General features: G+C 36.9%; 25 protein-coding genes, 1 tRNA gene and 1 pseudogene. 15 read left to right on the top strand and 12 right to left on the bottom strand.

Going from position 1 to position 19,256, the window contains the following annotated elements:
* Nucleotides 1–178: 178 nt before the first annotated feature.
* From ACLCEG_RS10860 to ACLCEG_RS10850, 3 genes are all read left to right on the top strand, one after another.
* The gene (locus ACLCEG_RS10860) at nucleotides 179–922 is read left to right on the top strand and encodes a hypothetical protein (protein WP_410567485.1); all 744 of its coding nucleotides are present in this window, start codon (nucleotides 179–181) and stop codon (nucleotides 920–922) included.
* A gap of 44 nt (nucleotides 923–966) precedes the next feature.
* A complete protein-coding gene (locus tag ACLCEG_RS10855) occupies nucleotides 967–1,164 on the top strand; it encodes a hypothetical protein (RefSeq protein ID WP_019458475.1) in 198 nt (65 codons plus the stop codon).
* A gap of 77 nt (nucleotides 1,165–1,241) precedes the next feature.
* Nucleotides 1,242–1,637, top strand: coding sequence for a hypothetical protein (locus ACLCEG_RS10850; protein ID WP_151789094.1), 396 nt, complete (start codon nucleotides 1,242–1,244; stop codon nucleotides 1,635–1,637).
* Nucleotides 1,638–1,686: 49 nt separating this feature from the next.
* Here the strand turns inward: ACLCEG_RS10850 and ACLCEG_RS10845 are convergent, their stop codons facing one another.
* Together ACLCEG_RS10845 and ACLCEG_RS10840 are read right to left on the bottom strand one after the other, a co-directional pair.
* Nucleotides 1,687–2,688 (bottom strand): aldo/keto reductase, encoded by a 1,002-nt coding sequence (locus tag ACLCEG_RS10845; protein WP_410567482.1) that lies wholly within the window; start codon nucleotides 2,686–2,688, stop codon nucleotides 1,687–1,689.
* A gap of 111 nt (nucleotides 2,689–2,799) precedes the next feature.
* On the bottom strand, nucleotides 2,800–3,702 hold the full coding sequence (locus ACLCEG_RS10840) for a helix-turn-helix domain-containing protein (RefSeq protein WP_000447715.1): 903 nt from the start codon (nucleotides 3,700–3,702) through the stop codon (nucleotides 2,800–2,802).
* Between the two features lie 769 nt (nucleotides 3,703–4,471).
* On the opposite strand from ACLCEG_RS10840, the gene ACLCEG_RS10835 reads away from it, so the two are divergent.
* Nucleotides 4,472–5,023, top strand: a complete 552-nt coding sequence (locus ACLCEG_RS10835) for a TetR/AcrR family transcriptional regulator (RefSeq protein ID WP_410567480.1) — start codon at nucleotides 4,472–4,474, stop codon at nucleotides 5,021–5,023.
* A 58-nt stretch (nucleotides 5,024–5,081) separates the two neighbouring features.
* Here ACLCEG_RS10835 and ACLCEG_RS10830 read toward each other — a convergent pair whose 3' ends face one another.
* Nucleotides 5,082–5,732, bottom strand: coding sequence for a hypothetical protein (locus ACLCEG_RS10830; RefSeq protein ID WP_087606000.1), 651 nt, complete (start codon nucleotides 5,730–5,732; stop codon nucleotides 5,082–5,084).
* Nucleotides 5,733–5,812: 80 nt separating this feature from the next.
* Here ACLCEG_RS10830 and ACLCEG_RS10825 point away from each other — a divergent pair, with 80 nt between their 5' ends.
* From ACLCEG_RS10825 to ACLCEG_RS10815, 3 genes are read left to right on the top strand one after another with little or no spacing between them, the layout of a single operon-like run.
* Nucleotides 5,813–6,175, top strand: coding sequence for a hypothetical protein (locus ACLCEG_RS10825; RefSeq protein WP_410567478.1), 363 nt, complete (start codon nucleotides 5,813–5,815; stop codon nucleotides 6,173–6,175).
* Nucleotides 6,172–7,323, top strand: a complete 1,152-nt coding sequence (locus tag ACLCEG_RS10820) for a DUF2515 family protein (protein ID WP_087605998.1) — start codon at nucleotides 6,172–6,174, stop codon at nucleotides 7,321–7,323. Before ACLCEG_RS10825 ends, ACLCEG_RS10820 begins: the two co-directional genes overlap by 4 nt.
* Nucleotides 7,307–8,188 carry a hypothetical protein gene (locus ACLCEG_RS10815; protein ID WP_410567476.1) on the top strand — a complete coding sequence of 294 codons (882 nt, stop codon included), beginning with the start codon at nucleotides 7,307–7,309 and terminating at the stop codon, nucleotides 8,186–8,188. The genes ACLCEG_RS10820 and ACLCEG_RS10815 overlap by 17 nt, the downstream gene beginning before the upstream one ends.
* Nucleotides 8,189–8,255: 67 nt before the next feature.
* Here ACLCEG_RS10815 and ACLCEG_RS10810 read toward each other — a convergent pair.
* Together ACLCEG_RS10810 and ACLCEG_RS10805 are read right to left on the bottom strand one after the other, a co-directional pair.
* Nucleotides 8,256–8,474, bottom strand: a pseudogene (locus ACLCEG_RS10810) (DUF6500 family protein).
* 101 nt (nucleotides 8,475–8,575) lie between these two features.
* The gene (locus ACLCEG_RS10805; protein ID WP_216984432.1) at nucleotides 8,576–8,992 is read right to left on the bottom strand and encodes a carboxymuconolactone decarboxylase family protein; all 417 of its coding nucleotides are present in this window, start codon (nucleotides 8,990–8,992) and stop codon (nucleotides 8,576–8,578) included.
* A 111-nt stretch (nucleotides 8,993–9,103) separates the two neighbouring features.
* On the opposite strand from ACLCEG_RS10805, the gene ACLCEG_RS10800 reads away from it, so the two are divergent.
* Complete coding sequence (locus ACLCEG_RS10800; protein WP_000654309.1) at nucleotides 9,104–9,418, top strand: winged helix-turn-helix transcriptional regulator; 315 nt, start codon at nucleotides 9,104–9,106, stop codon at nucleotides 9,416–9,418.
* 34 nt (nucleotides 9,419–9,452) lie between these two features.
* On the opposite strand, the gene ACLCEG_RS10795 is transcribed toward ACLCEG_RS10800, so the two are convergent.
* The 3 genes from ACLCEG_RS10795 to ACLCEG_RS10785 all read right to left on the bottom strand — a co-directional run bounded on the left by ACLCEG_RS10795 (nucleotide 9,453) and on the right by ACLCEG_RS10785 (nucleotide 10,473).
* On the bottom strand, nucleotides 9,453–9,815 hold the full coding sequence (locus ACLCEG_RS10795; protein ID WP_410567474.1) for a hypothetical protein: 363 nt from the start codon (nucleotides 9,813–9,815) through the stop codon (nucleotides 9,453–9,455).
* 76 nt (nucleotides 9,816–9,891) lie between these two features.
* Nucleotides 9,892–10,110, bottom strand: a complete 219-nt coding sequence (locus tag ACLCEG_RS10790; RefSeq protein WP_005066974.1) for a DUF6500 family protein — start codon at nucleotides 10,108–10,110, stop codon at nucleotides 9,892–9,894.
* A gap of 27 nt (nucleotides 10,111–10,137) precedes the next feature.
* Nucleotides 10,138–10,473, bottom strand: coding sequence for a winged helix-turn-helix transcriptional regulator (locus ACLCEG_RS10785; protein ID WP_005300806.1), 336 nt, complete (start codon nucleotides 10,471–10,473; stop codon nucleotides 10,138–10,140).
* Nucleotides 10,474–10,589: 116 nt separating this feature from the next.
* On the opposite strand from ACLCEG_RS10785, the gene ACLCEG_RS10780 reads away from it, so the two are divergent.
* The 3 genes from ACLCEG_RS10780 to ACLCEG_RS10770 all read left to right on the top strand — a co-directional run bounded on the left by ACLCEG_RS10780 (nucleotide 10,590) and on the right by ACLCEG_RS10770 (nucleotide 12,543).
* On the top strand, nucleotides 10,590–11,147 hold the full coding sequence (locus tag ACLCEG_RS10780; RefSeq protein WP_004705070.1) for an NAD(P)H-dependent oxidoreductase: 558 nt from the start codon (nucleotides 10,590–10,592) through the stop codon (nucleotides 11,145–11,147).
* A 141-nt stretch (nucleotides 11,148–11,288) separates the two neighbouring features.
* Nucleotides 11,289–12,068: a hypothetical protein gene (locus ACLCEG_RS10775; protein ID WP_410567471.1), complete on the top strand. Its 780-nt coding sequence runs from the start codon at nucleotides 11,289–11,291 to the stop codon at nucleotides 12,066–12,068.
* 133 nt (nucleotides 12,069–12,201) lie between these two features.
* On the top strand, nucleotides 12,202–12,543 hold the full coding sequence (locus ACLCEG_RS10770; protein WP_077165761.1) for a DHCW motif cupin fold protein: 342 nt from the start codon (nucleotides 12,202–12,204) through the stop codon (nucleotides 12,541–12,543).
* A gap of 60 nt (nucleotides 12,544–12,603) precedes the next feature.
* On the opposite strand, the gene elbB is transcribed toward ACLCEG_RS10770, so the two are convergent.
* The 3 genes from elbB to ACLCEG_RS10755 form a co-directional block, all read right to left on the bottom strand.
* Entirely contained in the window at nucleotides 12,604–13,266 is a 663-nt protein-coding gene (gene elbB, locus ACLCEG_RS10765) for an isoprenoid biosynthesis glyoxalase ElbB (protein WP_410567469.1), read from the bottom strand.
* 89 nt (nucleotides 13,267–13,355) lie between these two features.
* A complete protein-coding gene (locus ACLCEG_RS10760; protein WP_410567467.1) occupies nucleotides 13,356–14,168 on the bottom strand; it encodes a helix-turn-helix transcriptional regulator in 813 nt (270 codons plus the stop codon).
* Nucleotides 14,169–14,305: 137 nt separating this feature from the next.
* Nucleotides 14,306–14,395: transfer RNA gene (locus tag ACLCEG_RS10755), tRNA-Ser, on the bottom strand.
* Nucleotides 14,396–14,513: 118 nt separating this feature from the next.
* On the opposite strand from ACLCEG_RS10755, the gene ACLCEG_RS10750 reads away from it, so the two are divergent.
* Entirely contained in the window at nucleotides 14,514–16,391 is a 1,878-nt protein-coding gene (locus ACLCEG_RS10750; RefSeq protein WP_004705082.1) for a potassium transporter Kup, read from the top strand.
* Between the two features lie 55 nt (nucleotides 16,392–16,446).
* Here ACLCEG_RS10750 and ACLCEG_RS10745 read toward each other — a convergent pair whose 3' ends face one another.
* Nucleotides 16,447–16,866, bottom strand: coding sequence for a hypothetical protein (locus tag ACLCEG_RS10745; protein ID WP_004705086.1), 420 nt, complete (start codon nucleotides 16,864–16,866; stop codon nucleotides 16,447–16,449).
* Nucleotides 16,867–17,121: 255 nt separating this feature from the next.
* Between ACLCEG_RS10745 and ACLCEG_RS10740 the strand changes: the two genes are divergently transcribed.
* The 3 genes from ACLCEG_RS10740 to ACLCEG_RS10730 all read left to right on the top strand — a co-directional run bounded on the left by ACLCEG_RS10740 (nucleotide 17,122) and on the right by ACLCEG_RS10730 (nucleotide 19,189).
* On the top strand, nucleotides 17,122–18,204 hold the full coding sequence (locus ACLCEG_RS10740; RefSeq protein WP_039251040.1) for a DNA/RNA non-specific endonuclease: 1,083 nt from the start codon (nucleotides 17,122–17,124) through the stop codon (nucleotides 18,202–18,204).
* Nucleotides 18,205–18,302: 98 nt separating this feature from the next.
* The gene (locus tag ACLCEG_RS10735) at nucleotides 18,303–18,902 is read left to right on the top strand and encodes a LysE family translocator (protein WP_004705089.1); all 600 of its coding nucleotides are present in this window, start codon (nucleotides 18,303–18,305) and stop codon (nucleotides 18,900–18,902) included.
* A gap of 44 nt (nucleotides 18,903–18,946) precedes the next feature.
* Complete coding sequence (locus ACLCEG_RS10730; protein ID WP_410567465.1) at nucleotides 18,947–19,189, top strand: hypothetical protein; 243 nt, start codon at nucleotides 18,947–18,949, stop codon at nucleotides 19,187–19,189.
* Nucleotides 19,190–19,256 lie beyond the last annotated feature (67 nt).

Here is a 19,256-nt window from a genome sequence, read left to right as displayed (position 1 = left end):
AATATTCAACAAAAATAACCAATTATCGCTTGGTATTTTCAACGATTTATATTGAATTGATTTAATAAATTTTTATTTAAGACTAAAAGCATTGTAAGGGACTTTTGTTTCAAATAATTGTGATTTATAAAATTTACTCATATTATATAATTAGTTAATTATTAAAGAATTTTAAAAAATGATTAAATCTATTATTTCAGGTTGTGCGGTTCTTACACTTTCGGCTTTGGCGGTCACACATGCAGAGCTTTCTTTTGAACAAGAATTACAACAAGGCTGTAATAAAGTGAAGCAATACGCGAGCTTAGGTAAGAAAAACTACGACCAAAAACAATATAAAAAAGCGCTCGGAAACTTCCAAAGCCAAGCCTCTTGGACTGCCTTTTGTAAAGCCAATGAAGATGAAACCACAGTTAAATTTACCGACCGTGATATTGAAGTTGCCAACAATAACGTGGGCTTAGCCTACGCTAAATTGGGTCAGCCACTGTGGGCGAGAGCATGGTTTATGCTCGATGAAAAATCAAAGTCGAGCCTGTTTAATCTTCAGCAGTTACCAGCCCCTAAAGCGTCAAATGATCTGTCTGGTGAGTATGTGCGTTACTCAGGTTTTGGCGAGTGGGATCACATTACGGTAAGTCGTAAGCAGGGCCAGTATGCAATTGGCTATTCGGGTGTTTATATGGGACTTAGAAGCTTAATTTATGGCCCGAACATGGGTCAGTTCGATACCAAAATGCCGACCAATGCCAAACAAACCATTTATAAAGACGAAGACTGCCGCATTCAGCTCGATTTTAAAAACAATGCGAAATTAGGCAATTACATTCAAGTTAAACAAAACGAGGGTAACTCGGGCTGTGGCTTTGGACATAACGTTTATGCAGACGGCACTTATTTAAAAGTTGAGTCTGGAAAATAATAAATTCCTTAGTTTTATTTTTTAAGATTTAAAAGGAAACTTGAATGTTAAGTTCGGCAAATATTGGCCATGGAATTATGATGGGCATTGTAATGCTCGTCAGTCTCTTAGTAATTATAATTGCAGTAATTGTTGGGCTATACGGTAAAAAGCGTAAAAATAAGTCTGAGACAGAAAATATAACCTTTATCATTCTATTATGTATTGGTATAGCTGGTTTGCTCTATTCATATATGGGATAGCTGCATGTACAAACTGGAATAAATTCAAAAATATGAGTAGCGAAAAATCATAAGATTAATTTTTTAGGAACTAAATAATGAAAAATATATTTGCACGTTTACTACTTCTTTCGACGGTTATTTTGTCTGCTCAGGTTTATGCAGATGTGGCAAATACAACATGTAAAGAGGTGAAATTTCAAAAAGCCGATGAGGCGTGGAGTGGGCACTACTATTTACATGGCGTGATGGAAGTCGGTTCGGAACTTTTACTTCAACCAGACGGCAAGTTTAAATGGATGCTTGCTGTGGGTGCGTTAGACCAATATGCCGAAGGCTCATGGTGGAAAAACGGTGACTGTATTGGTTTAAAGCCAGAAGCTAAATTTAAAAAGGGTTTAAGTATTTTCCCTGAAAGCCTAACGATTTCAGATAAATCTTTAGATGCGATCTGGGACGGTGGACGCCAACAAGGCACATATAGCAAAGACTAAACTAAAAAAGTCCGACACTGAGTCGGACTTTTTTTTTATGGCTTATATATTAGTGGTTGACCGCAGCAAGTTGCTGAGCGTTATAGCGCGCGCCCATGTTTGGGTATCTCGCGATAATCGCTTGAATTTCTGCCAAATCTGCCGCTGTTAAATGAATGTCTACAGCACCCGCATTTTCCACAAGACGTTCGATTTTACGCGTACCCGGAATTGGAATAATGTCGTCACCTTGCGCCAAAATCCAAGCCAAAGCCAGTTGAGCCGCTGTCGCATTTTTGCTTTGGGCAAAGTCGCTAAATGCCTGCGCTAAGCTTTGGTTATTTTTCCAGTTATCGCCTTGATAACGTGGTAACTGACGACGAAAATCGTTTTCGTCTAGGCTGCCTACATCAAGCGTATTGGTGATTAAACCACGTGAAAGCGGTGAATACGGCACAAGGCTAATGCCTAACTCGCGAATGGTCTGTAAATGGGTTTGCTCAAACTCACGAGTAAGTAGTGAGTATTCATGCTGAACCGCTGCAATCGGGTGAATCGCATGCGCTTTACGAATGGTTTCAGCCGATGCTTCACTAAGTCCTAGGTAACGAACTTTACCTTGTTGCACCAAGTCAGCCATTGCACCAATGGTGTCTTCAACTGGAATATTTGGGTCAATGCGGTGCGCATAATACAAATCAATTACGTCTGTATTTAAGCGTTTTAAGCTGTTTTCAACCGCAACTTTAATCCACTCTGGAGAACCGTCGATATAAGACTCTAAAGAGTTTTGTGGGTTAAGGTTGTCTTCTTTATAACGGAAGCCAAATTTGGTCGCCAAGAACACTTTGTCGCGGTTTTTTTCTAAAACTTTTGAGAGCAAAACTTCGTTTGCGCCGTTGCCGTACATGTCGGCGGTATCCCAAAAGTTAATGCCGAGGTCTAATGCTTTTTCTAGAGTGGCAATGCTTTGTGTGTCGTCTGAGGCACCATAGGCAAAGCTCATTCCCATGCAACCTAAACCAAGTGCTGATACTTTTTCGCCTGTTTGTCCTAAAGTTCTATATTTCATTTTTCACACTCTTTTTGCAAAATCACTTGAGTAGAAAAACTATAAAATGCTTTGGCTCAAACTGACGTATAACATTCAAACCAATAATTATAAAATTCAAACAATCTGTTTTTAGGCCACACAATCTTCGCGGAATTTTTTAGGCGAAAAGCCAGTATTTTTCTTAAAGAAGTTGGTGAAATACGCTGAATATTCAAAGCCTAAGCTATAGGCAATTTCGGAAATATTCCAACTGGTGTGTTGTAGCAGCGCTTTGGCTTCTTGCGTAATGCGCGAGCTAATATGCTCAGACGTGGTTTTGCCTGTGGCTTCTTTTACAGCTCGGTTTAAATGGTTCACATGCACAGACAGGCCATAGGCATAGTCATTTGCAGTTTTGAGTTTAAGCTGAAAATGTGGCGAGTCGATGGGGAATTGACGCTCTAATAACTCAAAGAACAAATGGCAAATCCGAACCGCAGCATTACTATGTTTTTCAAACTGTTGGGTCGGTTGCATTTTCATGGCTTCATGCACAATCAGGTGCAAATAGTTTCTTAAAACGTTGTATTTATGAATATAGTCTGAATTTATTTCATTCATCATCTTTTTGAAAATAAATGAAATTTCTTCAACTTGTTGGTCGTTTAAAAAATATAGCGGGTCGCCGTCGACTTTAAACAGCGGTGAGTCTTTTAAAAAGCTTTGTCGCGATTCTTGGTTTACAAACTCTTCGGTAAATAGACAAAACCAGCCTGCTTGTTCGGGCGAATTAATTTCCCAAGCATAAGGAACCATTGGGTTTGAAAACAGTAAAGCAGGGCGGTCGACTCGTATCCAGCGGTTAGCGTAGTGTAGTTCGCCTGTGCCTAAAACCAGTGAAATTTTATAATAATCGCGGCGGCTATAAGGTGTCAGAAACGAGCAGGCATCGCGTTGGAACACGTTGAAATGTCCAAACGAAGTGGATGGAACCGAGTAATCGCTATCTCTGGTTAAAGAAAAGCGGCGATAAAAATCATGTATGGTTTCCATGTCTTTGCCTGCATCCGTTATTAATTTATCTAAAGTTATAAAATTCAAACTTTATTTACTGTAGCTTTTATTTATAGCGCGATCAATCTGTTCATTTAAACAGGTTTGAAAATGAACGGTAAATTAATAATGAAATAAGCAGACAAACTAAACTTTAAGAAAATATATTCTTAAATCACTAGGCCAATGAAAAATAAAAATAATCTTTATAAATGAATAGCCAATATCACATTGACACTCCAAAACACGCGGATTATCCTTTGCCTGCTGGCCACATTGCCAGTCGGTTTTAGCAGACCGATGCATATAGCACATCAGATTTATTCCTTCTGAGGGAAAGATCTGTGTGTTAAAACCACCGTTCCCCTGACGTTATGGCAGGGCGGAAGGGGGACACCTTCGGGTGTGCTGGTTCTATATGCCCAGTCTGCTAACCCCTTTTCGTTCTGCCACCATCTTTTAGCAGAGATTGGCAGAAATTTTATGCATATAGGAGTTCGCTCATGCGTACTATTTCATCTCTCTCATTGGCAACCTTTGCCAAAGTCTTTACCTCTATACCCAACTGGTCTTTAAAACGGTTTAACCGACTTTAGGTTTTAAGCCATAGGTCATTACGACTGAAAAATCATAGCAACAATAAAACCTGAGATAGGCGAGTACACCATTTTTGTGCGGCTTTTGCACGCCTGTATTTAGCGCTCAATTTAAGAGTGACGGCATTTCTATCTCATTTATTTACAACAAAAAATTATTTTAAGCGGTATACATGAAAAATTTAGACGCTTCACGTAGAGCATTACACGTGATTGATACAGCAACAGATTTATTTAAACAGTATGGCTTTAATAAGGTCGGGGTAGACCAAATTATTGCCGAATCTCAAATAAATAAAGGCACGTTTTACAACTACTTTCATTCTAAAGAAAGATTGATTGAAAGGTGTTTGCTCACGCAAAAAGAGCAGTTACAAGAAAAAGTGAGTGTGGTGAGTGAGTTTTACCAAAATGCAGATTTGTCTGATCAACTCAGGCAAATTTACCTTTTACATGCTGACTTAAAAAGTGCGTATTACCTGTTGTTTAAGGCGATTTTTGAAATTAAAAAGCTTTATCCAAATGCCTACCAAACCGCACTCAGATATAGGCGATGGCTTAAAAATGAAATTTTCTGCTTGCTCATGGAAACCAAAAAAACAGTTTCCTATTCAGAGGCGGAGATATTTGTATTTATGATTGATGGCACAATTCTTGGGCTGTTAAGTTCAGATGAAGAAAGGGAAAGAGATGCTTTGCTTGAGTATTTTTTAAAAAGGGTTTGATGGGGTGAAGGCCCGACGGGAGTTGGGTCTGCTTTTAAAAATTATTTATTTTATTACTCTATGTATGAGAGTAATTATTTGAATATTCTCCAAAAAAATATTCATCTTTGGTTTGAAAAAAGAAGTTAAATTCTTTACTCATCATAGAATCATATTGTGCCTGTTTATGAAAGATAGGAGATATTTGGTCTAAATAGTAGTAGATACAGTCAGTGATATTATTAAATACATTTAATGGTTTTAAGCTGGTATATAGTTCTGTTAATGCATTAATGATAGGGTGAATATTAGGATTAAATGTCCATAGTAAAATTTCATTTTTCTCGCATCTAATTACTTCATATTCTTCTAGTTTATTAGGTTGAATCGAATAAAGTTGTGCCCCATTTTTACTATAAGTTGAATATAGTAATTTTGTGATTTCTAACTGTGAGTGTGTGATTTCTTGTTCCCGTCTTAGTTTGGATGCTTTCAATAATTTTGGCAGTTCATCAATACTATTTTTATTAACTTTATTGAAAGAATATATAACATTTTGGATAAGGTTTAATTCACCAGTTCCTGTAATAATACCGTTTTCCCATGGGAAAAGCTTTTGAATACCATCTTGATATAAATATGAGCCATTATTCTGATGCGGTATAGTACTGCGAGTATCTGCTGCAATCACAATACTATCCTCAAGTTGAATAGCAAGAATAAAGGTCATAATATTAAGTGTTTTAAGTTAATCTTCATGGAATCTATTTTAGGAAGACAAATAAAATTTTACCAGATAAGGTTTTGTATATGGCTGGCGGTTCTCAGATTATTATTAATAAAAATGGTATTACATTAATTACTCCAGCAAAGTTTGAAGTAAAAGCTGGGCAACATCTATTTAAAGGTGGGGCTGAAGTCGGAGTAAATATTCAAGGATTACCTGCTTATGAGGCTTATAACGAGAAGTTTCAAATGCTATTACCCTCTGGCGAGCCTATGAAAAAAGTAGACTATAAAATTTCTACCGATGAGCACGAGTATATCTCTCAAGCAGATGACAAAGGGAGGTCTAAGCGTATTCATTCTTCTAAGCAAGAAAGTTTGAAGTTGGATTTAAATTGGATAAGTTTCGAGGCTGATTCTGCTGATAATGATGGTGATGCTAAATGAGTGGAAGTCTTGATTGGGACAGTAATACCAATACTACGGAAAATAGCTGTAAAACCGTTAAATGTGATTGTTTAACTTTTTGGGAAATTTATCAACAAGAAGCTATAAAAAGAGTTTCTAATCTTAAAAGTGCGAATCATTACAAACTTGAACCTGGTTATGAGGCTAGAGCAAGGCGTATTGCTTCTGTCTATGCCCGAATTTATTTAGAACAAGAAATTTCAGGAACTAAATTATTTATAGGTCGTTACTATTGGATGGGGCTTGGGGCATTTGCGTCTAAAACCGTAGCTGCTATTTTTAAACATGGGTTGACCGCATGGGGATATAAGTGGGCACCTGTAATTTCTGGTGCTGTAGGCGGCGTTTTAACAGCCCCTGTTATTAGTTCTATGATTCGAGATCCTGTACATTCTTTTGCTAAGGGCAATTTATGGTTATTTATGGATATTGCACCATGGCATTATGCATGGAGTGCTTCATCAGCCTCTTTTAAAAGTTGTATGAAAGCCAGAAATGTATCTGGTTTTAAACATATTAAAAAAGAAGTTGAAAATTTGCCTTGGTCCAACGCCTTATCAGCTATTAAACAATTAGGATGGACTGATCAGATAGAAGAAGGCTTTGGGTATTTACCTGATATTGAAAATACTTTTAAGCGAGCAGGGAAGACTCGAAACGATAATTTTAAAACGGCTTCTAAAAATCTTTTTGACCATCTAATGGCGATTGCTGTTCAGGAACAATATAATATTTTACAAGAGCTTGTATGGAAGGAATGGAAAGTCCAAAAACAGGCTTCTTTGCAACGTATTACAGGTCTACCAGATAGTACTCTAGTTTTAACTAGTGATTATGGAGTCGATGCAGTTAAACCCAATAAACAAGGACAGTATAAAGGACGTCATGCAGGTGTTCTATCCCAACTACCTGAAACGGTTTATAGCGAACCATTAGAGGGTACTCAGGTTGAAGTTTATGATAGTCGTATGAAATGGATTAAAGTTGCAGCTTCTAAGTACCATCGATTAATGCAAAGTGATAAAGGAAGAGACTTCTTAGAAAAAGAATTAGGAGTTATTTCAGGATGGGGAGATAGCAAAGCAGAGTTTAAAGTAGGGAAAGATAGTAATGATGGCAAAATTTAAACAATATTTCCTAATCTTTTTTTTTGGATTATTACTTTCCGCTTGTCAGCCAACATCAGAACATAATGAGAATTTGACTATGAATCAGCAGACCTACACTTTGCATATGGGTGAACAAGGTATTCAAGATTTTTCAAAGTATAGTGATGGAAATGTCGATAATCACCCAGCTGGTGTTAGCTTTAGAGAACTTCAATTTTCTCCTCCTAACTTAGGAAAATTAACCATAGAGAATGGGCCTAACAGTTTATTAATTGAACATGTTTTTTCAGTATTAGGAACTCAATATGACAAAAATGAAGGGATTCAAGTTTTAGATATCGATGCGGGTCTCACAAAAGAAGAATTTGCGACTCCAGAGCAAGCTTATCAAAGCTATGCAGCTTTAATGAAACGTATTAATCAGGCTGGCTGGAAAAACTATTTCTTTACAGATGCTCCGCGTATCGCTAAAGAAGATAATATTAAGCATCTATCGAAAAGTCGTGATGTTATTGATCCAAGCTATATTTTTAGTTTTGAAGAATGGAAAAATATAATAAATAATATTCCTACAAAATCATTAGGATATCGTCTATATGCTAGTGGAGTTATTTTAGATATAAGTTTAAAAAGAACAGCTAAAAATGAGCGGAATGAAGAGCAATATATGCTTAGATTTAGCTTTCAGAGTGTTCGTTACAATGAAAGAGACTCAATTCCTGACTCTGATAAAATGACACCTACCGAATTCGAGCAAGCATTTAAAAAGAGATTAAGTGAAAATCAAAAATATCGGGAAAAGGAAGAGAGAAAAGCCAAGGCTGAGGGCTATCATATCGATGAAGAATATACAGATCCTGATGTTTGGTCATATGTTAAGTAAATTTTTTTGAAATAATAAAAAGGCTTAAGTTATTTAAATTTAAGCCTTTTTAAACTAGCTTTAACTTTTACTGCTCACTTAAAACCAACTGTTTAATTTTAACCGCTTTCTCAAAGTGATCTAGCTTATGCTCCATAATCCACCAATGCGCTGCTTCCACCAGTAACTCAGGGTTATCATTCTTATTTTAAAAAAAAGCATAAAAAGATAGACCGACATTGTCTCCTTTCTTCTCAATTTTATCGTCGCATCCCTTAATAAACATTTCTCTTAATTCATTTCTCATAGCTTGAGTATTTTTTGAAAAGGGTTTGAGAGGAAAAGGCCTGGCTTTAGGCCTTTTTTAAACTTAAAAAGTTGAGTGCTCAAGCATATATTTCATGGGGCTTAATCGCCTAAAGTAATTCGAAGTCTGTTTAATGCTCCCATTAAAGAAATACTCGCTGTCAAATCTACAATCTCTTTTTCACTAAAATGCTGAGCCAAACTTTCTCGACTCGCTTCAATTTGTTTTGGGTCATTTAAATAGGTAATTGCGGACGCAAACTCTAAAACGATTTTTTGTTTTTCAGTGAAAGCTTTTGAATGTTTATAACCTGGTATTTGGTCGATAACTTCTTGAGCTATACCAAAATCTCGTAACTCTTTGGAATGAAAAGCACAGCAATACGCACAACCATTGATTTGAGATACATACAACTCGGCTAAAGCAATTAGTTTTGGGTCTAAATCTGAAGATCTAATAGATGAATGAGCTGAATATAAATGCCCGATGGTTTTCTTTGAAATTTCTTTATATTCCACAGTAAATATCCGTGATGGGTTAGATAGAAGCATTATTTATAATTAGGTATAGGTTGTAAATTAGGCATTTTTTTGTTATGTAGGTATATTTATTATACTTAGTAATCATCTATGAAAGATAACATTTCAGGCTGTACAGTCGAAGAAGCCATGACTGTTTTAGGTGGTCGTTGGCGCATGCTCATTATTTCTTTTTTATTGGAAAGAACCATGCGTTTTAATGAGTTACGCAGAGCAATCCCGAATATTTCACAAAGAATGCTGACTTTAGAGCTACGTTTTTTAGAAGAAGAAGGTTTTATTCTAAGAGAAGTCTATGCACAAGTTCCTGTTAAGGTTGAATATTCTTTAACTGAGGAAGGCCGAAAATTAGAAAAGCTAGTTGATGTATTAAAAGAAATTGGTGGATGGCTTAAATCGAGATAGTTTTGTTTGGCGTAAGAGGAGTTGTTTGATTATTTTAAGGAGGGGAACTCATGATTCGATAATTTTGAGCTAACTCATGAGCTAAATTTAGAATATATATTTCAGGATTCTTTTTAATAATTTCATAAAAAAAATTAGGACTATTTTTTAGAATTTCAGGCACCTGAGTTGTGCCAGACTGATGTTGGAGTGCTAATAAAATTATTAGTAATTCATAGGTATAGTCTGGCTGAGCGTCATTTTTAATAAGCTTTATAACATGTGAAGAAAATTCAAAAGCTTCTGCTGGTAATAGCGAATAAACATTTTCATCAATGAAAGTAGATAAGTACCATTCATCCAATTCTTCTTTTGACGCTAATTTTTCAAGAAAACTAGATAAAGCATTTATAAACATTTTTATCCTTTCTCACTTTATCTCTAGTATGAAAATTAAAGACTATCCTTTTCAGAATAGTCTTTCACTCTAACTTTTACTGCTCACTTAAAACCAACTGTTTAATTTTAACCGCCTTCTCAAAGTGATCTAGCTTATGCTCCATAATCCACCAATGCGCTGCTTCCATGAGTAGCTCAGGGTTATCATTCTTATTTTTAAAAAAAGCATAAAAAGATAGACCGACATTGTCTCCTTTCTTTTCAATTTTATCGTCGCATCCCTTAATAAAAATTTCTCTTAATTCATTTCTCATAATTAGTATCACTTCAAGTCTATAAAACTAAGACGGCTTATTCTGCTCGCCCCATTGGCACATCATATCTAACAAAGGAATTAAAGATTGCCCTTTTTCTGAAAGTCGATACTCAACCTTTGGCGGAATTTGAGGATATTCCTTGCGAGTAATCAGCCCATCTCTTTCCAATTCTTTAAGTGTATTACTGAGTGTTCTAAATGAAATGTTGCCAATACAGCGTTGCATCTCATTAAAACGCATGACATTTTTTTCATACAGCCAATACATAATAATCATTTTATATTTGCCATTAATCAAAGAAAGGGTATAGCCAAAACCCGTATCTTCTAATGGTGTATATGAAGGAATGCACTCAGTCATTTTTAAAATCTACACTATCTTTTAGTATAGTATATAACATAAATTACCGTACTTATATTTAGGAAAGCACACTTCTATAATCGATTTATCAACTTTCCGATAAGAGTGTTTTCATAATGAAAAAGACATTAGTCATTGTTACCCATCCTCACATAGACCAATCTGTTGTAAATAAAAGATGGGTAGAAGAACTAGAAAAACACCCAGACCAATTTACGGTTCACCAAATTTATCAAGCCTACCCAGATGGGGTGATTGATGTTGCCAAAGAACAAGCACTAGTCGAAGAACATGAAAATTTAGTATTTCAATTTCCAGTGTATTGGTTTAACTGTCCGCCGCTATTGAAACAATGGATTGATGAAGTTGTGACTTATGGGTGGGGGTATGGTTCAACAGGCGATAAGCTTAAAAATAAAAAGTTTATGTTGGCTTTATCTGCGGGTGTGCAAGAAAAAGTTTATTCAGAGTATGGTGGATATAACCTTTCTTTAGAGCAAATTTTTACTCCATTTAAGCTAACAGCTTTATATGTTGGGGCAGACTATCAACCGCTTCATGCATTCTATGGGATAGACACAAATCCTTCAGAGGATGACGATGTGCCGACTCAACAAGACATAGCGGATAATGCGGTTCAGTATGTTCAGAAGTTATTAGCGTTGTCTGAGTAAGTTTTAAGAGGAGGCCTGAACGTGAGAGTTTGGGCTTCTTATATAGAAGATTTTTAAAAAATTACATGAAGATTTTAAGTTAAATATACAATTTATTTATGATATAAATGTCTGCTAAATATAGATTAAATTTAAAAATTTATGACTATTCTTGATATTAAAGAAAAAGAAAACTCCCTTATAACTGACGATGCTCATGATTTAATATGCTACGCAACAATCAGTGAAATAAACTCATGGAACGATGTCGTTAACTTATATTCAGAAATTAAGCATAAGCATTTACCTAAAAAAGTATTATTACTTTTAGAAGATATTGGGCAATGTGAATACACCTCCATGCATGCTTCAATGGGAGATGGGCTTTATTTTGATACTACAGAATTCGTTGAAGATGACAGTGCAGCAAGTTGGGAAAATACTCGACCTTTAGAACTTCAATATCATATTGAACAATTATTAAAGCCAGAAAATTATATAGACTTTAGTAACTTACCGAAAAAACTTAACTATAGCGATGAAGATCAAGCAACTCTGCTACAGATTAATGCTGAACCCGACAAAATTTTAGATGCCGTTATTCAAGTAAAGTTAGTCAATAGTCAAACTGAAACTCAGAAATTTGCAGCCTGCCTCAATGGATATTTTAGTTGTGATTTGAACCCTTTTGAGTCTTTTAGCTTGATTGAGCATTTAGATCAAAACTATGGCATAGAGTATGTGGGTTTAGGGGCAAGCTTATTATTCTTTATGAAAACACCAAAATTTGATGCAAATAAAACACCTCAATTGCTTAATGAGTTGAGCAACTTTTATCAATTCAATCAAACAACGCATCACCAGCTAGAACAACATTTATCTCATCATGAATATCTTGTTTTGCCTTATGTAGAGTCATTGGAAGTGTTCGATTTGGATTAAGTCTGATGAGGGAAATCTAACGGACTTCTTTCTGAGTTAGGCAGTGAACCTTAAGAAATAGATTTTTAAATCGTTTGCAAAAACCAATTTTGTCTATAAGTTGAAAATACAATAATACGTTTCTGGAAAAACTATGAATATCGCGCCTTTTCCATTTCAAATTACAAACTGGGAAGAAATAGAAGTCACTGAATATAAGGGTGAAACAGGAAAAGCTTACTGGAAAACTCAATTTTTTGGTGAAGAAGGAAATAAAATTAGAGTAAGACTTGTCGAGTACTCTGCAAACTATTTGGCAGACCATTGGTGTGAAAAAGGGCACATTTTATTTTGCCTAGAAGGTGAGCTAGAAAGTAGATTGAAAGACGGACGAACATTTACTTTAACCTCAGGCATGAGTTATCAAGTCGGAGACAATTCAGAGCCACACCAGTCTTTTAGCTTAAATGGTGCGAAGTTACTTATCGTTGATTAGATTTATACAAAAAACGCAATCAAATAAAGGGATAGCAATTTCTATCCCTCATCAAACATCTTAATTTTCTAAAATTGTCATGGCATCAACCAAGCTTGTAATCCCTGCATAAATATCCTTTAAATGGGCTTGATCATCCATATAGGCTGGGGTGGTAACAAATAAGTTTTGTTTATCAACCACGCAACTTGAGGTTTGACAAACATGGTGAATTGAACCCGTTTTTTCAATTTCCTTGGCTATGTTAATGTCAGAGCCTAAAGTAATAGTTGGGTGTAACTCTCCAAAGGTAAGTGCCAAGAGTGCAGGCGAAATACAAATTGCCCCAATAGGTTTCTTGCTTTGATGAAACGCTTTTAAAATTGAAGCTACCGTACCATGTACTCTCGCTTCTGCTCCTTTAAATGCAAACGTTGATAAGTTTTTTGCGACACCAAAACCACCCGGCAAAATCAGACCATCAAATTCATTTTTATCAAGTTTATGCAGTAGTGAAATTTCACCTCGGGCAATTCTTGCCGCTTCTTGTAAAATATTTCTTCGCTCAGTCATGTTTATTTCACCACTCACATGGTCAATAACATGAAACAAAGGCTCATCAGGTGCAAAAATTTGATATTCAATGTTGGCTGTATCTAAAGCTAATAGGGTTAAAACAGATTCTCTAATTTCAGAACCATCTAAATAACCACAACCCGATAAAATTACTGCTACTTTTTTCATTTGCTTGCTTAAGAACCTTTTTAAGTGTGCAAAAGATCTTAAATTCTCTTCTAAAAATTTTTTATACGCAGATTTGCCATAAATTCGCCTTAAGTGAGCATTTTTGTTTTGCGTAGCTCACGTGGGGTAATTCCAAACAAATTTTTAAATTGGTCAGTAAATCGAGATTGAGATTGATAGCCACATTCAAAAGCAATATTTCCAATGCTGCTATTGGTGGTTTGAATAAGATGCAGTCCATAGCCTAGTCGTACTCTATTACGAATGTCCTGAATGCTGTTTCCTTCACTTTTCAGTTTTCTTCGTAGGGTCGACGAACTCATAAAAAGTTGAGCAGCGATAAATTCAGCGGTGAGTTCTGTAGACAAATGATCAGAAATAAAAGCCTGAACTTTTTCGCTCAAGCTTTTATTCATGTTGAGTTTAGCAATGTCGGTATAACCCGAATAATAAATAAGCTCTAAAAGCTCCCTTTTTCTAAATTTAAATGCAGAAGGAGGGGCAACTAAAGAGAAGTCTATAAACTGATGTAGGGCACTTTCTAAAAGAGAATTAAGCTGGCCTTGAACATAGTTTTGAGAAGTACCCGCATTTTGAGGCAAGTCATTAAAATCTTCAAAATCAAACTCGATAAGAAGAGCGAAATATTCTTCTTGATCTGGAATATTGCGCATATCAATGCTGGAGCTGTTGGCTAAAAAAATAAAAGAACCAGCATCACACTCAATATTTTCAGTTTTTCCAAGTTCTTTGTATCCACTTAACACAATTATGAGTAAGGGTTTAGAAATCGGAACGTTTGTGATTTTTTGCTCTTGGTAAGCTGAATAGACCGCAAAAGGCAGGTTTAAGTGACTATGCTCGAGCAGGCTTTTTTTAGCTAAAGAAATAAGATTCTGCATTGAATTTAAATATTTACTTAAATTTAGGCGTTGTGATGGATATAAAAATTATCAATATTTTTTTGGCTATTTTTAATGTTTGAGCCAATAAAAAAAGCCTAAACCCATTAAGTTTAAGCTTCTTTAAATTTGAATTCTGGCGGTGAGAGAGGGATTCGAACCCTCGATACGCGCAAACGTATACACACTTTCCAGGCGTGCTCCTTAAGCCACTCGGACACCTCACCAAGGCGTGCGATAGTAACTAAAAAATCAGGTTCTGCCAAGATTTAAGACGAGCATTACAGAAAAAAAATAATAGAGGTGATAAGATTGCGCTAAAAATCTTATTGGTTTAATTACACAATGCAAAATACGGCCAAAAAAGCGACCTTGCCTGCCACGGCTTTGGCAGCTCTTGGGGTGGTCTTTGGAGACATCGGAACGAGTCCGCTCTATGCCTTGAAAGAGTCCTTCCATGCTGCCCATGGTTTGGGAATTCAGCCTGAAAACGTATTAGGAATTTTATCCATTATTTTTTGGTGCTTAATGCTGATTATCAGCATTAAGTATGTCGCAATTGTCATGCGTGCAGACAACAATGGCGAAGGCGGTATCATGGCCTTACTCGCATTGAATTTGCGTAAAGCAAAAATTGCCGACAACAAAAAAATCTACATGATTGCCATTGGCTTTATTGGGGCATCACTGTTCTTTGGTGACGGTATTATTACCCCGGCAATTTCGGTATTGTCTGCGGTCGAAGGGTTGTCTATTGCAACCAATGTTTTTGACCCATTCATTATGCCAATTGCAATTGCCATTATCATCACGCTGTTTTTAGTACAAAAACATGGTACTGCGTTTGTAGGTAAGTTCTTTGGTCCAATTACGCTTGTGTGGTTTATCTCGTTAGGCGCATTAGGCCTTCACAGCGTTATTCAAACACCGATTGTACTCGGCATGTTTAGTCCGCATTGGGCGATCCAGTTTATCTACCATCATCCAGTCATGACGTTTTTTGTGATGGGTGCTGTGGTGTTAACCGTGACAGGTGGTGAAGCACTTTATGCCGACATGGGACATTTTGGACCAGTTCCGATTCGTCTTGCGTGGTTCTTTGTGGTGTTGCCATGCCTAGTTTTAAACTATGCAGGACAGGGCGCATTGTTACTACGCGACCCTGCGGCAATTGAAAACCCGTTCTATTTACTGGTTCCTCAGTGGGCACTTTACCCAATGATTATTATGGCGACTATGGCAACAGTGATTGCCTCTCAAGCTGTAATTTCTGGGGTGTTTTCTCTTGCTCGCCAAGCGATTCAATTGGGTTATTTACCACGTTTAAGTATTAAACATACCTCTGAGTCCGAAGAAGGTCAGATCTATGTACCGTTCTTAAACTGGTTACTTTTAATCGCAATTATTATCTTAATTCTGATTTTCAAAACCAGCTCAAACTTGGCAAGTGCTTATGGTTTAGCAGTAACCTTAACCATGCTCTGTGACACGATTTTGGTTTCCATCTTTATCTACTCGGCGTGGAAATGGAGCTGGCCAAAAGTGGTGTTACTGATTATTCCATTCTTCATTTTAGAGTCGGTTTTAGTCGCAGCAACTTCACTTAAAGTGCTATCAGGTGGTTGGGTGCCGTTGCTCATTGGTGGTATTGCAGTCACTATCTTAATGACATGGAAACGCGGTCGTGAGCTTACCTTTGCTAAACTTGAACATGACACGTTGTCTTTAGACTTGTTTGTAAAAAGTATTGGTAATAGCGTGCACTGGGTGCCGGGTGATGCAGTATTTATGACAGGTACGCCAAACGTTGTACCGCATGCCATGTTGCATAACATCAAGCACAACAAAGTACTGCATCAGCGTAATATTCTGGTCACTGTGGTGATTGAAGATGTACCTTTCGTTGCACCAGAAGAACGTATTACGACAGAAGCTTTAGCTGAACATTTCTACCGTATTAAAATTTTCTACGGCTTTAAAGATGAAATGAATGTGCCAAAAGCACTTATGAAAGCTTATGAACAATTAGGTCTTGAATATGACTTAATGCATATCAGCTTCTTTATTTCTCGCGATCGTATTGTTCACTCGGTGGGTGATGGTATGTCGCCGTGGAGAGAAAAGCTGTTTATCTCGATGCAGCGTAACACCAGTCCGGTGAGTGACTTCTACCAAATTCCAACCAACCGTGTGGTGGAGTTAGGTAGTCAAATCGAAATATAAAATTTGATGTAATAAAAAAACCAAGACATCTGTCTTGGTTTTTTTATGGCTCTGATTATTGAGCTTGTGCCATTGGTGCATCTGCTGGTAAAGCACCATCTTTTGCCATTGGGTCCGCAGACTGGTTTGGGTCGGCTGGTGGTGGTGGAGTATTTGGGTCTTGTGGTGCTGGAGCAGCCATATCACCGCCCGCTGGAGGTGCTGGTGGTGCATCTGCTGGAGGAGCAGGAGGTACATCAGCTGGTATAGGAGCACCCGTAGGGGCTGCACCTGTTGGCGGAGCAGAAACAGGTTGTACTTTCCCACTATTCACTAAATCACTAATAGAGCCAGGCTGGCCATTGACGGTTGTAGTGACTTTTACTTTAGACAAACTTTCTAAAGTTTCACCTGGTTGGACCGCAGGTTCAGCTAGCGCTGCCATACTGCACAGTCCAGCAATTACGCCAATACCAATAATCTTTGAATGGATCATTAAATGGACTCCGTTTGTATTTTTATCCAAATTTGTGGAGCTAACCATGTCATAAGGCATGAGGGCTTTTCAATGAAAGATACGCAATTAACCCAATTCAATAGTGAAAGTTCCTCACAATCCCAACAGATTGTTACGTAAGGGGAAATGGAGTTACAAAAAAGATGACCATGTTTTAACCATTTGAAAGATAAGCGATATACTTAAAAAAGCAGGATTGTTAAGCTGCGTGTGGACAGTGGTATTGATAGAAACATGGCAAGCAAAAAAAGTAGTTCAGGCATCTTCGGTGATTTTTCTTTAAGCGAGCATTTTGGCAAAATTGTACTTGCCGGAGTGGCAGCAGGAAGCTTTGCCATCGCTTTTGGCGGTGAAAAAATTTCACAATGGTTTTCGCCTTTAAGTACTAACTCGACTTGTCTAAATCAGTTTTATCGTGAAGTTCCACCTGCCCTAAATAAAGAAAGTTTAAAAAAAGACAGTTATGCACTGTGTTTTAATGGCTTCAATGTTCTGTACTCGGGTATGTCTAAAACGCCGTTATGGTCAGCTGAATATCTAAGTCCAGAACGTTTAAGCACTAAAATTAAACGTGAAGATAATTTCCACGAAGAAACACGTGTTCCTGAGCGTCACCGTTCATTGTTAAGCGATTATCGTGGCTCAGGCTATGACCGTGGGCACATGTCCCCAAATGGTGATATGCCAACTAAAGACTCGCAGTACGATAGCTTCTCGCTCAGTAATATGGTTCCGCAGGCCCCTAAAAATAATCAGGAAGTTTGGCGTAAGCTTGAAGACGCTACACGTGCTGTGGTTACTAAGCAAAAGCAAGATGCCTATATTGTGACGGGACCAATTTTTGAGGGTCAACGACTCAAAACGATTGGGCGTGGTGTTATTGTTCCAAGCGCCGTATATAAAGCTGTTTATTATCCTAAAACGGGTGCAATTGGCGCTTACTATGCACCAAATAACAACTCGCAGCAGGTCAAAGTTGTGAGTGTTTGTTATTTGGAAGAAAAGTTAGGAATTAACTTATTTCCCCAACTTACCGAACAACAAAAACGTAATGTTTATCGTCTGCCATTAACATCTAGCCAAGTTAAGCCAAATCAGAAATTAGATTATTTGCACTGGGATGGAGAAAGCCAGTGTGAACAAGATTTAACTAAAGATCAGATTCACGCATTACAAGATCAGTTTAAAAAGCAAAAAAGTACGTCTTCTGAACCTATGGAATCAAAAGTTCCAAGTATTGATGAAGAAACTAGAAAGGCGATTGTGAAACAATTAGTAGAAGCCTTGGTGAACTATTTCTTGCAAATCATTAAATAACTCGCATGTAAACATTGTTGCACAGTTCTTATTCAATACAATAAGATGAGCATACAGATCTGTCTGTTTATCCATTTATTCGAATAAGGACAATAACAATGTTTGCCTCGATGTTTCTTTTTTCTTTTGCTATGTCTATTACCCCGGGTCCCGTCAATACCGTCATTTTATCGACCAGCTTAAATCATGGTTTAAAAAGATCAGTTCCGTATATTTCAGGCGCTACCATTGGTTTTACTTTGCTTTTGATTTTTATGGCGTTTGGCCTGCAAAGTGTATTAACTCAATTTCCAGTTGTCTTAAAAATTCTTGCGATTTGTGGAACGCTCTTTGTTTGTTATATCGGGATTAAAATTATTCTTTCTGCTGCAAATATTTCTATTTCAAGTGATCCTGTCGAACAGATCATTATTCCCAATTTTAAAGATGGGTTCTTGTTACAGTGGCTTAACCCTAAAGCGTGGTTAGCTTGTGTATCGGGTATAACCATGTTTACCAGCATTGAAAATCCGCAGGCGTTGCCGATTTTTATCGTTATTTATTTTTTCACCTGTTATGTGTGTTTGTTCTTTTGGGGATTTTGCGGTGATAAATTTTCAGTGGTGCTCAATCAGGGCAACCGTTTGAAATATTTTAATATCTTGATGGGCGCTTTTTTAATTTTATCGGCACTTTTAATTTTGATTGATTTTTTTTAAATTGATCGTATTACACTGTGAAGATATAACAACGAGACATACTTATGTTTAAGCCATTTGAAAAGGGTACAGAGTCTTCTTCAATTGAAGATTTAACATTAGAAAATGATGTCGATTGCGTGAGCATTTATGGCAATTTGCAAATTACTAAAGACAAAGTAGGCTTAGAGCAGGCAAAGGCACTACAGAGCTTTTTAAAAGATGTGGTTGCAGCTTTGGAAAAAGAAGAATTGCCTGAGAAAATTGAACGACCAGCTGAACAAGAAGTGAATAATCCGTTTTTATAATTTATGCATTCTATGTGTGGTGTTGAGCATAGTCATGCTGCCATACAGTCTTTAATACCATGTTGGA

The sequence above is a fragment of the Acinetobacter sp. H1(2024) genome (genome assembly GCF_046557555.1).
Lineage (GTDB): Bacteria > Pseudomonadota > Gammaproteobacteria > Pseudomonadales > Moraxellaceae > Acinetobacter > Acinetobacter seifertii.
This window is presented reverse-complemented; position numbering and strand designations above follow the sequence as displayed.